General features: G+C 59.7%; 15 protein-coding genes. 3 read left to right on the forward strand and 12 right to left on the reverse strand.

The features are described from left to right. Positions 1 to 254: 254 nt before the first annotated feature. The 6 genes from OKW98_RS20410 to OKW98_RS20435 form a co-directional block, all read right to left on the reverse strand. A complete protein-coding gene (locus OKW98_RS20410; RefSeq protein ID WP_265389796.1) occupies positions 255 to 1,457 on the reverse strand; it encodes a type II toxin-antitoxin system HipA family toxin in 1,203 nt (400 codons plus the stop codon). Between the two features lie 5 nt (positions 1,458 to 1,462). Further along, positions 1,463 to 1,714, reverse strand: a complete 252-nt coding sequence (locus OKW98_RS20415) for a helix-turn-helix domain-containing protein (RefSeq protein WP_265386395.1) — start codon at positions 1,712 to 1,714, stop codon at positions 1,463 to 1,465. Positions 1,715 to 1,839: 125 nt separating this feature from the next. Further along, positions 1,840 to 2,700, reverse strand: coding sequence for a polyamine aminopropyltransferase (gene speE / locus OKW98_RS20420; RefSeq protein WP_265386396.1), 861 nt, complete (start codon positions 2,698 to 2,700; stop codon positions 1,840 to 1,842). A 181-nt stretch (positions 2,701 to 2,881) separates the two neighbouring features. Continuing rightward, positions 2,882 to 3,073 (reverse strand): PLDc N-terminal domain-containing protein, encoded by a 192-nt coding sequence (locus OKW98_RS20425; protein WP_037009073.1) that lies wholly within the window; start codon positions 3,071 to 3,073, stop codon positions 2,882 to 2,884. Positions 3,074 to 3,182: 109 nt separating this feature from the next. Then, positions 3,183 to 3,707, reverse strand: a complete 525-nt coding sequence (locus OKW98_RS20430) for a hypothetical protein (protein WP_265386397.1) — start codon at positions 3,705 to 3,707, stop codon at positions 3,183 to 3,185. Between the two features lie 67 nt (positions 3,708 to 3,774). Further along, complete coding sequence (locus OKW98_RS20435) at positions 3,775 to 4,311, reverse strand: ankyrin repeat domain-containing protein (protein ID WP_265386398.1); 537 nt, start codon at positions 4,309 to 4,311, stop codon at positions 3,775 to 3,777. A gap of 503 nt (positions 4,312 to 4,814) precedes the next feature. Here OKW98_RS20435 and OKW98_RS20440 point away from each other — a divergent pair. Further along, on the forward strand, positions 4,815 to 5,093 hold the full coding sequence (locus OKW98_RS20440; protein ID WP_074891912.1) for a DUF3509 domain-containing protein: 279 nt from the start codon (positions 4,815 to 4,817) through the stop codon (positions 5,091 to 5,093). Between the two features lie 155 nt (positions 5,094 to 5,248). Here OKW98_RS20440 and OKW98_RS20445 read toward each other — a convergent pair whose 3' ends face one another. The 6 genes from OKW98_RS20445 to aroC all read right to left on the reverse strand — a co-directional run bounded on the left by OKW98_RS20445 (position 5,249) and on the right by aroC (position 10,520). Further along, positions 5,249 to 5,965, reverse strand: a complete 717-nt coding sequence (locus OKW98_RS20445) for a helix-turn-helix transcriptional regulator (protein WP_265386399.1) — start codon at positions 5,963 to 5,965, stop codon at positions 5,249 to 5,251. A gap of 321 nt (positions 5,966 to 6,286) precedes the next feature. Then, complete coding sequence (gene mtnC / locus OKW98_RS20450) at positions 6,287 to 6,970, reverse strand: acireductone synthase (protein WP_265386400.1); 684 nt, start codon at positions 6,968 to 6,970, stop codon at positions 6,287 to 6,289. Positions 6,971 to 6,976: 6 nt separating this feature from the next. Beyond that, positions 6,977 to 7,522: a 1,2-dihydroxy-3-keto-5-methylthiopentene dioxygenase gene (locus tag OKW98_RS20455; protein ID WP_265386401.1), complete on the reverse strand. Its 546-nt coding sequence runs from the start codon at positions 7,520 to 7,522 to the stop codon at positions 6,977 to 6,979. A 109-nt stretch (positions 7,523 to 7,631) separates the two neighbouring features. Beyond that, positions 7,632 to 8,246, reverse strand: coding sequence for a methylthioribulose 1-phosphate dehydratase (locus OKW98_RS20460; protein ID WP_265386402.1), 615 nt, complete (start codon positions 8,244 to 8,246; stop codon positions 7,632 to 7,634). Beyond that, entirely contained in the window at positions 8,243 to 9,391 is a 1,149-nt protein-coding gene (locus OKW98_RS20465; protein WP_265386403.1) for an MFS transporter, read from the reverse strand. The genes OKW98_RS20460 and OKW98_RS20465 overlap by 4 nt, the downstream gene beginning before the upstream one ends. A 37-nt stretch (positions 9,392 to 9,428) precedes the next feature. Continuing rightward, a complete protein-coding gene (gene aroC / locus OKW98_RS20470) occupies positions 9,429 to 10,520 on the reverse strand; it encodes a chorismate synthase (RefSeq protein ID WP_265386404.1) in 1,092 nt (363 codons plus the stop codon). 127 nt (positions 10,521 to 10,647) lie between these two features. On the opposite strand from aroC, the gene OKW98_RS20475 reads away from it, so the two are divergent. Beyond that, positions 10,648 to 11,643 (forward strand): alpha/beta hydrolase, encoded by a 996-nt coding sequence (locus tag OKW98_RS20475; RefSeq protein ID WP_265386405.1) that lies wholly within the window; start codon positions 10,648 to 10,650, stop codon positions 11,641 to 11,643. Between the two features lie 128 nt (positions 11,644 to 11,771). After that, positions 11,772 to 12,572, forward strand: coding sequence for a hypothetical protein (locus OKW98_RS20480; protein ID WP_265386406.1), 801 nt, complete (start codon positions 11,772 to 11,774; stop codon positions 12,570 to 12,572). Positions 12,573 to 12,736 lie beyond the last annotated feature (164 nt).

The raw sequence follows: 12,736 nt of genomic DNA on the forward strand, positions 1-12,736 counted from the left end.
TGGATTCAGGTTTAGGTTCAAAAAGCGGTGCGCCCGACCACATCGAAATGCCGGTCCGGGCTGCGGGGGCCAAATATTACGTGAACCCTCGCGGTTTACCACCGATCCCGCGCATTCTTCATGACGGATCGGCACAAACATTTATCTCAATCAGTGGGCATGCCTGGAACGGCGCGAATCTTCCCGAAGAAACGGTGAAAATTCCGTTGATTAACGCCGCCGCTCATATTTTCTTACAAAGCCTTGAATCGCGTTTACACCTTGAACGTCTGCGCATACCGCTCGACGGCGTGCTCGATGGCTTCGAAGACATGGGGTGCGTGGGGGTTGAGCGAGGCGTTTTCCTGCAGAGACGCCTGCACTGCCGCGATCAGCCGCGCGATGCGCACGTTCGGTTTGCGGATGTCACAGGTCGACGCCAACGTCAGAATGCCGAGCCTCGATCCGAACAGGCTTTTCGAGCCATCCAGGCGCAGGGCCAACGCATCGTCACTTATATACGCGGTGGTGTTGACGATGTCGTAGGCCGGCGCCAGTCGTGCGTCCGCCCCCAGCGGGTCGCGATACAGCAGTCCGAAATTCTTAAGATGAGCATCGCCGTTGCCCACCATGCAGCTGAGCGCGACGATGTCGAAGAACTGATCCAGCGAATCACGAACATGCTCAGGCGCGCAAAACAGGCGAATGGCCTTGGCGATGTTTTCGTAGCTGGAGTCGTATTTCTGTTCCGTGCCAAGGCCCATCAGCACGGCCATGTCCTCGAAACCGATGGCACGTTGCTCAGCGTCCCGATCGAAGCGGCGCATGACGAACAGCTGGCGGTTATCCGACAGATAAAATTCCGGTACCGGCATGCCGGCTCTGCGCGCAGCGTCCATGCACACGTACTCGTTGATGGCCAACCCGGGGAAGTCCGCCCTCCCCGACTTGACGATCAATTCGGGCATCAGCAGCGTGGCTTTCGGGTCCGTAACAAAATCCGAATCGGGCACGATGACTTTGGGCTGAACGCCCGAAATCCCGGTGCGCAAAATGTATTGATCTACCAGTTCGGCAAACAAATCATGCGTTCCGTCCCAGCTGAGTATCTGCCCAAGACTTTTGCCTGAGACGGGAGCCGTGCCGCCCAGCAGGTCGTCGATCATGGGAGACACCACGGCCACGCGACCGACCGGCGAACCGCTGCCGGTCAACGCCATGAGCAGCATGGGGTTGATGGGCGTCGTTTTGGCGAGGCGATTGCGCAACTGTTCCAGCACGAAGCCTTCGGGCAGGTTCATCTGGAACACCGGATGCAGGCTGCGCGATACGTAAGCCGCATCGCGAACGCCCATGGTCAGGCTGATCTGCGACGCTGGACTGGCGTCCAGGCCATAGCGAAACAGGTAGTCGCCGGACTCCGACGCGGACAACTCACCGCTCTCACCTTCCGGGGTAAAAATGCGCACACGATCCAGCGGTTTCACTGGAACACCTCGCGCAGCTCTTCAAACGTCGGGCGTCGGGCGGAAACAACCTTTATCTCGGCATTCAACGCAGCCAGCACCTTGGCGTAGAAATTCACCGCCACGGTCGGGCTGCCTTTTTCGACTTCTGCGAGCTTTTGCCGTGTCATGCCCGATTGGTAGGCCAGCTGAACCTGAGTGAGACCGCGGGATTTGCGCATCTCTTCAATCTGACTGCCCAACCGCTCAAGCAATAACTTCGCGTCCATTTGTCACGCCTGCATAACATTCAACGATGCATGGAATGTATACGTGACATGAAGGGCGATCAAGAAGAAGTTACGTTTACCTGACATCAATCGATGGATGTCAGGTTTACATAACATACCAGCGGTCAGGCGTTGCTTGGCTTGCTGATCGCCTGAAGGACGTATTGCGGCAATGCGAAGGCGCCGATATGGATTTCAGGATTGTAGTAACGGGTCACGATGCCACTGCCGGCGAATCGCTGATGCAGGGTATCCAGGGAAATCTTGCGGTGCTGGGAATCCGTGGAACCCCAGGCAAAGGTCATCGCGCCACCAATATAGGTGGGCACCGCTGCCTGGTAAAAGTGCCAGTCGGCGAACAGGCCATTCATGCGCCCTGCCGTGGTCTGCACTTCGCTCAGCTGCATGAACGGCGTGCCGTTTTGCGTGACCAGAATGCCGCCTTCATTGAGGCAGCGATGGCAGGCCTGATAGAAGTTTTCCGAAAACAGCACTTCGCCCGGCCCGATCGGGTCAGTGGAGTCGGAAATGATGACGTCAAATTTTTCCTCGGTATTGGCAACGAACCGCATGCCGTCGTCGATGACCAGGTTCAGACGCGCATCATCGAAAGCGCCTTTGGAGTGGTTCGGCAGGTACTCCTTGCACATTTCGACCACGGTGCCGTCGATCTCGACCATGGTGATGTGTTCAACCGTCGCGTGCTTGGCGACTTCGCGCAGCATGCCGCCATCGCCACCGCCGATGATCAGGACGCGTTTGGCGCGGCCGTGGGCCAGGATCGGCACGTGGGTGAGCATCTCGTGATAGATGAACTCGTCGGCTTCAGTGGTTTGAATCACGCCGTCCAGCGCCATGACGCGACCCATGCGCGGGTTCTGGAAGATCACCAGATGCTGATGCTCGGTGCGCACTTCATGCAGCATTTTTTCAATGCGAAAGCGCTGACCGTAGCCTTCGTACAACGTTTCTTGATAATCGCTCATGGAGGGAGTCCCCGATAACTACTGATGACAGGACGGCAGGCCGCCCACAAGAAGGCGCGCATTCTACGTCGCGGAGCATGACAGGTCGAATGTCGTGGTGGCCCAGGTGCCCGCCCGAAACAAAAACGCCCGACGGGCCAGGCCAGTCGAGCGTTATGTGTTCTGAAGCCTTGGCGCGATACTAGATACGCACGTTGCCACGCGGGCCAGCGATTGCCCAGATGATCAGGCCCAGCACCGGCAGGATCACGATCAGCAAAATCCAGAGAATTTTCTTCCCGGTTTCCGCGCCGCTTTTCAGCACGTTGATGATGGCCCAGATATCCAGCGCCAAGATGATCAGGCCAATCAGACCGTTGAAAGTAGAACCCATGGTGTTGCTCCTTATTGAAGGCTTGCCCACTTGAGAGTGGTGGCCTGAGACGAGGGTTCCGTTGGTCGGCAGGGATATTTCTCTGCTGAGGAAACCGTCTCGACGGCGATCAAACCTGCGCCTTGAGCGCCTCAAGCGCAGGTTCGATCAATATGCCGAGTTCAACGCCGAGGGCCATGACCCGCTCGACGTCGGCGCCGTAGACCAGCACCGTTTGCAACACGTGGTCCAGCGGCTCGCTGACGTCCATCAGCACATACCCGCCCATGTCCTTGTTCATGCTGGAAAGCTGAACCTGAATGCGGTTAAGCGCCACCAGCGGCTCGGCTTTGACCAGTTGCTTGGGCTTGATGTTAAACGGCACGCTCGGACCGAACGACGCCATGACCTCGGTGAGCAGGTCAGGGTAGGTATCGGCCTGGAGCAGCACGGTGTCGGGAAGGCTGCCGATGACTACCCACTCCCCCAACGGGATTGGAAAGGTGTCGTCGAAATTGATGTCGGGATTGGCGGTCAGGAACGCTTCGGGGTCGGCGTAAGCCTGGGCGGCCTCGTCGGCAATTTTTCCGATTTCTTCATCGCTCATGCAGCCGGAGCTGATCTTGCTGATGAATTCGATGAGTGAAGCTTTCATGGCAGATCGTCCGAGGGCTGGAAAACAGGCGCGCAGGATAGCTGGAAATGCTGCGCGCCTCTATCGCTTACGCCCCCAGACGGGTGAGCTGCTCGGCGGTCTCGGTCGCGCCCATGGTCTGCGCGGCCATCAGCGGCGTGACGCCCTTGGCATCCTGAATGTGGGGGTTGGCACCCTTGGAGATCAGGTAGTCGACGATCGCCGTACGGTTGAACATCGCCGCCATCATCAATGCCGTACGGCCATCAGCCGATGCGCCCTCGACCTCTGCGCCGCCTTCCACAAGGAGCTTCACGGTTTCCAGGTCGCCCTTGAAGGCAGCCCCAGCGATCGGACTCTGGCCATTGTCGTTGCGCAGTTCAGGGTCAGCCTTATGCTTGAGCAGCACCCGCACGGCGTCCTGATGACCGTGATAACTGGCCAGCATCAACAGCGTGTCGCCCTTGTGGTTGCGAAGGTTGGGGGTCAAGCCGTTTTCCAGCAGCCGGTCGAGCATCGGGGCATCGCCAGCACGGGCTCGGTCGAATACCTGCTCGGCAAATTCCAAGGCTTCATCGTCTGTCATGCGCGTGGCAGAACCGGGCGTGGCGGGGGCTTCAGACATTATGTAACTCCAGTAGCGCAGTGCAGTGCGCGGGATAAATCAAGGGATGCGGCGATCCAGGGGCCAGGCAATCTATGAGCCATGGATAAACCGTCTAGTTCCACTCACGGCCACAACTCCGTTAGCGCACCGCAGAGGGCGCCGCCATATATGATGCCAGCGACCGCAACTGGCGCCTGACTACCGGCTTTAATGAGCCCGATAGGGTCGACCGACCGCCCGACGAGAAAATTTCGCAACAAAGGGAAATAAATCAGGGATGCCGCTGTCTCAGTTATGTCACGCAATGCGTGTCTCTCTCCTCTCAGCCCCCATCGCTTACTCCCCACTCCGGTAAATTGCAGGACGCACGAGCGGCATTCATGCAAATTGCACGAGGCAGGATTTTTTAAAAATCCATAACCCCCTGATTTAATTGAAATTTATTTATCGCCAAAAGCTGGCACAGTCACTGCACTAGTTATTCCAAGCTTGTTATCCCATGAGCAATGGAGCCTCTAGACATGACTTTCATCCAAGAAAAATTCGCATCAGTATTTTCCGATTTCGAAGTCACCACCCAACCGCGTCCGGACGGTGGCGTTCTGTTGACTCTGCGCAATGAAGAAGGCACCAACATCCGCCGCTGCGTGTCTTACGCCCAACTGCACACGCCAGTGCAACTGGAATGGGTAATCAGCGCGATTCGTCGCGACCTGGCCGCACAAGCCAGCGAGCTGCCCGCTATCTCGATGTTGCAGAGCCAGCACCGTTTTGATTTGCCTACTTATCACACCCGATAAGTACCAGGCCGGAACATAGCGTTCCGGCAGCAGCACGTTTCACTCTCATCGAAGCATCCCTTGTAGATTCCCGCGATAGTTGATGCTATCGCGGTTTTTTTTGGGCTTTTTTCCGAGGGGTTCACGGCGGGCGCTGGCCACCCCGGAGCCTCTGTCTACTGGATGATCCCCCGACACAACGCCTCGCCCACTGCCTGCGCGCGATTGGTCACCCCGAGCTTGGCGTAGATGCTCTTGAAGTGATGCTTGACGGTCGCCTCAGAGACTTCTTTTATCAGCCCGATTTCCCAGGCCGTCTTGCCTTCCCGTGCCCATTTGAGAATTTCGAGCTCCTTGGGCGACAGCGCACGCGTCTGCAGTTGACGCCCCTTCCCCGCCACGTGAAGCATCGGCACCAGACTCGTCAGCAGGTAACGATCATTGTGGGTCAGCGGGCGCTCCATGCCATTGAGGGTGCAAACGGTGATGACACCCTGATTGGCCCGCGTCTGGCTGCTGTACCCGTAGGAAAAGGCCGGTAGCAGGTCGCAATCCTCCACCGCAGCCATATAGGCGGGAGATGGCGGGTAGGTCTTGAAGGCCTCTTCCCAATTCAGAAAGCCCATGGTGTGGCGGTAGCAGCGGATGACCGGGTCCTCGATCATCAGGCGTCCCTGGCAATAAAGGTCCTTCCAGTAGCTGTCGACGTTCGACGTGATGCAACTGAGCAGCACGCCATTTCGGTACTGATAAAGCATGGCCCTTTCGCTGCGGCATTCAGCCCTTAGCCAGTCAAGTGCGTTGGCGATGGCCGCATCGCCATCCTGTTCAGTGATGCTGCTGACCATCTGTTGTATCAACGGACTCAGCGTCCCTGTCTGCGCGTTTTTCATGTTCCCTCCCGTTTAAAACCATCAAATGCGCGGCCCTGATACCCATTGGTTTTTTTATGCATGGCAGCTGAAAACGGCGTCAGGTGCTGTCGTCAACACGACCGCACGAGGCGCATTCAAAAGCTGTCAGGGTCCGACAGGCGAAGGGTTACACAGTCGAGGAGGGTTAAACACAGCGTCGAAAACAAACAGGCATGCCTGACCGAGAAACAAGCAACTTCCCACAAACGAACAAAAACCAACTTACATTTTTCCGCATTTGGATACAAAAACGGCCAATGTCAGAGACATCGGCCGTCGGTTTTCAGCACGCCTGGATCGTCAGAAAGCGCTGGGGTCGATCGCCGTAAAGCTGCTGACGTTGACGTGCCCCTCCAGTGCTCCGCCATCGCGCGCCAGTGCGCAGGTGGCCATGCCGGCCCGTTGCGCCGCATCGAGTTCTTCGACGATATCGGACAGGAACAGAATCGCCTCCGCCGGCTGCCCGATGCTCGACGCAATTGATCGATAGGACGCCTCCTCGCGCTTCGGCCCGGAGGTGGTGTCGAAGTAGCCGCTGAACAGCCCGGACAGATCGCCCGCCTCGGAGCAACCAAAGATCAACTTCTGCGCCTGGATCGAGCCCGAGGAATAGACATAAAGCGCGTAACCCGCCTGATGCCAGTTTTTGAGCGCTTCAACGGCATCCGGGTAGACATGCCCCTTGAGCTGACCGGCCTGATAACCCTGCTGCCAGACCATGCCTTGCAAAGCTTTCAGCGGCGTGGCTTTGCGGTCTTCGGCGATCCATTGCAAGAGGATCTCGATCACGCGATCGACACCCGCGTCAGGTTCGGCGCTGTCGTTGCGCACGGTCTGCAACTGCGCGGCCACGTCGGGTTCGCCGGCATGCCCGCGAACGAACTCGGGCAGATGCTGTTTGGCGTAAGGAAAGAGCACGTCGAAGACGAAGCTCACCGCGCTGGTGGTGCCTTCGATGTCGGTCAGGATCGCTTTGATGGTCATGATTAATCAGTCCTCCAGACGCGGGAACTGGCTGGCGATGCTCTCGCCGGTGAACTTGGCGACCCAGCCATCCGGGTTATTGAACAGGCGAATGGCGACGAAATGCGGATGTTCGCCCATGTCGAACCAGTGTCGGGTGCCGGCCGGAACGGAGATCAGGTCGTTTTTCTCGCAAAGCACGGCGTAGACGAAGTCGTCGATGTGCAGGGTAAACAGGCCACGGCCGGCGACAAAGAAACGCACTTCATCCTCGCCATGCTGATGCTCCTCAAGGAACTTGGCGCGCAGCTCGGCCTTCTGCGGGTGATCGCTATTCAGGCTGATCACATCGACGGTGACGTAACCACGCTCGGTCATCAGCTTGTCGATCTGGGTGCGGTAGGCCGCGATGACCTCCTCCTGACTGGCGCCGGGGGTGATTGGCGTTGCCGCCTGCCAGCGGTCGAACGCCACGCCGTGCTCGGCCAGGGTCGAGGCAATGTCTTCCAGGTGCGTCAGGACCTTGTTGGGCAGCTCGGGGGATGACACGTGATAAACGGACAGACTGCTCATTTCGGGGCTTCCTCGGTTCGGTCCGCGTCTCTCGGCTCTGGGGCCGATCCGACGCGTTGATTCAGGCAGTGGGAACGCTGGAGTGCATGATCGTTGCGTAGATCAGGGATCAGCGGTTGAGCACGGACAGCGTCTTGAGCTCGCATTCGAACAAGAATTCGAAGGCTTCGATCTGGCGCAAGGCGTCGCTCATCTTCGCGCCCCAGGTGTACAAACCATGACCGCGAATCAGATAGCCGGCGCAGTCAGGGTGTTGATCCAGCCAGGGCTGAACCTTGCCTGCGAGCCGGGCGATGTCCTGATCGTTGTCGAAAATCGGCACCACCACGGTTGATTCATGGGTGGAAACGCCACTAAAGGCCTTTTGCAGCTCGTAGTCCTCGAACACCAGATGATCACCGGCCGTGAGCCGGGACAGCACGGTGGCGTTGACCGAGTGGGTGTGCAGCACGGCACCCACCGCCGGCTTGAAGCTATATAGCTGGGTGTGCAGCAGGGTTTCAGCCGACGGCTTTTTGCCCGGTTCCAGGCTGTTGCCGGCAAGGTCGGTGGCCAGCACGTCGTCCATGCCCAACTGACCCTTGTGCTTTCCGGAGACGGTCAGCAACGCTTCGGTCGGCGACAGGCGCACGGAATAATTGCTGCTGGTGGCGGGCGACCAGCCCCGGGCGTACAGAAACTGCCCCGCTTCGATGATTTCCCGAGCCAGTGCTTCGCGACTCATACGCGCTCCTCTTTCATACATGTGGCGGTCAGAACAGCAGCGGCCACGGCCGCCAGACTCGCAATGGCAAAGGTCCAGCTGGCGCCCAGCGCGTTCCAGCTGTACCCGGAATACAAAGCGCCCATCGCCCCGCCGGTGCCGGAAAGGGCGGCGTACAACGCCTGACCCTGACCTTGCTGGCGCGGCCCGAAGCTGCGTTGCACGAAATGCACGGCCGAGGCATGAAAACTGCCGAACGTGGCCGCGTGCATCAGTTGGGCGACGATCAGAATGGCCAGATGATCGGCCAGATTACCCAGCAAAAGCCAGCGCAATGCGGCGATCACGAAGCTGGTGATCAGCACCTGACGGACACTGAACCGCTGAAGCACACGGCTCATCACCATGAACATCAACACTTCAGCAATCACCCCCAGCGCCCACAGCAGGCCAATGATGCCGCGGGTGTAACCCAGGTGTTCCAGGTGCAGCGTGAGAAAGGTGTTATACGGCCCGTGGCTCAGCTGTATCAGAGCGACGCTGATGTAAAACGCCATTACGCCCGGCCTGATCAGTTGCCTGAGAAACCCTTCGCCCGCAACCCGCACGCTCGAGACCACCGGCTGGGCATTCGGTACCCACCAACTGCTCGCGACAATGCCGATCAGAATGACCAGCAGCAGTTGCGGGTAGTAATGCAGGCTGAACCACTCCAGCATCCGGCCGAGCACGACCACCGAAAGGATGAAGCCGATCGATCCCCACAGCCGGATCTGGCTGTAGCGTGAAGTCTGGCCTTGCAAATGCGTCAGCGTGATGACTTCGAATTGCGGCAGCACGGCGTGCCAGAAAAACGCATAGAGGGCCATGACCATCGCCAGCCAGGCGTAGGACGTGTCAACAAGAATCAGGCTGAAACAGGCCAGTCCGCAGAGGGCGCCGAAGCGCACGATGGTCAGACGTCGGCCGCTGTAATCGCCGAGCCAGCCCCACACGTTGGGCGCGACGCAACGCATCAGCATCGGGATCGCCACCAGCTCGCCGATGCGCGCGGCGGAAAACCCCAGATGGCTGAAGTACAGCGCCATATACGGCGCCGTGGCCCCAAGCAGGGCGAAATAGAAGAGGTAGAAGCTGGCGAGCCGCCAGTAAGGAAGCGCCGCCACGCTCAGATGACCGCGGCGGCGACGCGCGGCTCAGGCATTACAGCTGACCCAGAATCGGCGTCGTGACGCGCACGTCAGCGTTTTGCCCGCGATGGCGCAGCAAGTGGTCGACCAGCACGATAGCCATCATCGCTTCGGCGATGGGCGTGGCGCGGATGCCCACGCACGGGTCGTGGCGGCCCTTGGTGATGACCTCAACGGAGTTGCCATCGACGTCGATCGAATGCCCCGGCGTGGTGATGCTGGAAGTCGCCTTGAGCGCCAGGTGCGCAACGATTGGCTGGCCGGACGAAATGCCGCCGAGGATGCCGCCGGCGTTGTTCGACAGAAAACCTTCGGGGCTCATCTCATCGCGGTGCTCGGTGCCGCGTTGGGCAACGCAGGCAAAGCCGGCGCCGATCTCGACGCCTTTGACCGCGTTGATGCTCATCAGCGCGTGGGCGAGTTCAGCATCGAGACGGTCGAAAATCGGCTCGCCCAGGCCCGGCATCACGCCTTCGGCCACGACCGTGATCTTCGCGCCCACAGAATCCTGATCGCGACGCAGCTGATCCATGTACGCTTCCAGCTCCGGCACCTTGCTCGGGTCGGGGCTGAAGAACGCGTTGTCTTCCACGGAATCCCAGGTCTTGAACGGGATTTCGATCGGGCCGAGCTGGCTCATGTAGCCGCGAACGGTAATGCCCTGGGTGGCGAGAAACTTCTTGGCGATGGCCCCGGCGGCGACGCGCATGGCGGTCTCTCGCGCAGAGCTGCGACCGCCGCCACGGTAATCGCGGATGCCGTATTTGTGGTGGTAGGTGTAATCGGCGTGGGCGGGGCGGAACAGGTCTTTGATCGCCGAATAGTCCTTGGACTTCTGATCGGTGTTGCGGATCAGCAGGCCGATCGAGGCGCCGGTGGTCTTGCCTTCGAAGACGCCGGACAGGATCTCGACCTCGTCGGGCTCCTGACGCTGGGTGGTGTGGCGGCTGGTCCCGGGCTTGCGGCGGTCGAGGTCACGCTGCAGGTCTTCCAGCGACAGCTCGATGCCGGGCGGGCAGCCGTCAACGATGGCAACCAGTGCCGGACCGTGGCTTTCGCCGGCAGTGGTGACAGTGAACAGCTTGCCGTAGGTATTGCCGGACATGCGGGAGGCTCCGAAGACGTTCAAAAACTCAAGCGCGCCAGTATACGCAGGCTTATGGCGCAGTTCATCCTCGAACCTTATTCATTTGCCCGCGTCCAATTGACACTTTATTGATGATGGTCCTGCAATGCTAAGCGCCTTACCCCTGATTCGCGGCTTCTGGCCGCTGCGAGCGATCATCTTGAGCCTGACCCTGCTGTCATCCATCGCCCACGCCGGAACGCCCGTCGTGCTGCAGCGCCCCATCAGCCTGGACACCGGCACCGGCGAGCTGTTCGGCACGCTGCTGCTGCCCAAATCGGCGAAACCCGTGCCGGTGGTGTTGATCATCGCGGGCTCGGGGCCGACCGACCGTGACGGCAATAACTCCGACGGCGGACGCAACGACAGCATGAAGCGTCTGGCGCTGATCCTCGCCAAGCACCATATCGCCAGCGTGCGTTACGACAAGCGCGGCGTTGCCGCCAGTCGCCCTGCCACCCCGGACGAGCGCGATCTGAGCATCGAGAAGTACGTCGACGACGCGGTCGCCTGGGCGGCCAAGCTCAAAACCGACTCGCGCCTGGGGCCTCTGATTCTGATGGGCCACAGTGAAGGCGCGCTGGTCGCCACCCTGGCGGCAGAACGTGCGGGCGCCGTGGCGTTGATCTCCGTAGCCGGTACCGGTCGGCCGGTGGATCAAGTGGTCCGCGAGCAACTGCAGGATCGCCTCCCTCCTCCGCTGCTGGCGCGCAGTGAGCAACTGATCGAGGAGATCAAGGCCGGCAAGACTGACAACGACGTGCCAGAGCCCCTTCAGGTGGTGTTTCGCCCAAGCGTGCAGCCTTACCTGATTTCCCTGTTCCGGCAGAACCCGACGGCGGCGTTCGGGCAGCTGAAAATCCCGACGCTGATCATTCAGGGGCGCAACGACATGCAAGTGGGCGTGGGCGACGCCGAGCTGCTGCACAAGGCCAAACCCGACTCGCAACTGGCGATCATCGACGGCATGAACCACGTGCTGCGCATCGTTCCGATGGACATCAAGCGGCAGTTGGCGTCCTACAAAGATCCCCAGTTGCCGTTGGCCAGCGAAGTGACCGATCGCATTCTGAAATTTCTCGACTCGGTACCGGCCGCCTGAGGCGGGTGCTTTTCGACGCGCGAGTCGACGCACGATCCTTTAGCTTCGTCAGAAACGGCCGATAGCTGTCTGCTGGCATCGTGTGCCGGTGCCATGTGCCGGGCAATGTCGATAACAGGATCGCCGTGATGACAGAAGCAACCATGCAAACCGACGCGGTCGAGCCGACCGATGCCAAAGAAGGCGAAGTCGCCGCGCCTGTCTTGTGGGAAGAAGTGCACGCCGAGCATTTCTCCATGCTGCGTCTGGCGCCCCTGCCCACCGACCGCGCGACCGGCGCCCGCCCGCTGCGCTTCGTCGAGTTCGGCAAGGCCGAGCGCCACAACAAAGAATTCAGCCTGCTGCGCATGAGCTATCAGCTGCCGGGGCAGAAGACCCGCAAAGAACAGAATTGTCTGGATATCTGGGTGGATCACGCCAATCGCAGCGTTCGCGTGGGCCCGGCGTCAGGCCTGCAGATCGAGCCATGGAACCGCGGCCTGGGGCGTTTCATGCTAGCTCAGGGCATCACCTGGGCGCAGAAACGTTGCGCCGAGTACAAGATCGAAGGCGTTGCCCTGGCCAACAAGGATGCGCTCAACGAGGACACACGTCTGCGTCGTGATCACTTCCTCAAGACCCAGGGTTTCGAAGTCGTCTACGCCGATGCGCAGCACCTCAAAGGCACCATCAAGGACGCCAAGGTCGGCAACCTCAATAACACCTGGAACGCCGACAAAATCCAGATCGTGCAGATCCTCGACGCCGCGCAGATGCTGCAACAGGCCGAACAGAAGATTCAGGAACAGGACGTCACGATCAAGAAGTCCGAAGACAAGGTCAGCAAATACCGCAGGGACGACGCCGGCTTGCGCTTCACCATCGCCTGCCTGGTCACCTTCGCCGTGTTTCAGGCCGGCCTGCTGATCTGGATTGCGACGCATCGGTGACCCGGCGTTAAGCAGGGAGAAGCCGACCCAAGCGGTCAGATCTGTGGTGTCAATGCCGACGCCTTCCCGGCTGAAGCCGGTCCTACAGATTGCATGCGGTCAGTAGGACCGGCTTTAGCCGGGAACAGGCCTATCTGCTCGCCATTAAATTTTCGGCGTAAATG

Origin of the sequence: Pseudomonas sp. KU26590, from assembly GCF_026153515.1 — a bacterium.
In the GTDB taxonomy this organism is placed as follows: Bacteria; Pseudomonadota; Gammaproteobacteria; order Pseudomonadales; family Pseudomonadaceae; genus Aquipseudomonas.

Coding starts and splice junctions, on each gene's coding strand:
- OKW98_RS20480 (WP_265386406.1), top strand. CDS start 11,772: ATGACAGAAGCAACCATGCAAACCGACGCGGTCGAGCCGACCGATGCC.
- OKW98_RS20475 (WP_265386405.1), top strand. CDS start 10,648: ATGCTAAGCGCCTTACCCCTGATTCGCGGCTTCTGGCCGCTGCGAGCG.
- OKW98_RS20460 (WP_265386402.1), bottom strand. CDS start 8,246: ATGAGTCGCGAAGCACTGGCTCGGGAAATCATCGAAGCGGGGCAGTTT.
- OKW98_RS20425 (WP_037009073.1), bottom strand. CDS start 3,073: ATGGGTTCTACTTTCAACGGTCTGATTGGCCTGATCATCTTGGCGCTG.
- OKW98_RS20440 (WP_074891912.1), top strand. CDS start 4,815: ATGACTTTCATCCAAGAAAAATTCGCATCAGTATTTTCCGATTTCGAA.
- OKW98_RS20445 (WP_265386399.1), bottom strand. CDS start 5,965: ATGAAAAACGCGCAGACAGGGACGCTGAGTCCGTTGATACAACAGATG.
- OKW98_RS20455 (WP_265386401.1), bottom strand. CDS start 7,522: ATGAGCAGTCTGTCCGTTTATCACGTGTCATCCCCCGAGCTGCCCAAC.
- mtnC (WP_265386400.1), bottom strand. CDS start 6,970: ATGACCATCAAAGCGATCCTGACCGACATCGAAGGCACCACCAGCGCG.
- OKW98_RS20415 (WP_265386395.1), bottom strand. CDS start 1,714: ATGGACGCGAAGTTATTGCTTGAGCGGTTGGGCAGTCAGATTGAAGAG.
- OKW98_RS20435 (WP_265386398.1), bottom strand. CDS start 4,311: ATGTCTGAAGCCCCCGCCACGCCCGGTTCTGCCACGCGCATGACAGAC.
- aroC (WP_265386404.1), bottom strand. CDS start 10,520: ATGTCCGGCAATACCTACGGCAAGCTGTTCACTGTCACCACTGCCGGC.
- speE (WP_265386396.1), bottom strand. CDS start 2,700: ATGAGCGATTATCAAGAAACGTTGTACGAAGGCTACGGTCAGCGCTTT.
- OKW98_RS20430 (WP_265386397.1), bottom strand. CDS start 3,707: ATGAAAGCTTCACTCATCGAATTCATCAGCAAGATCAGCTCCGGCTGC.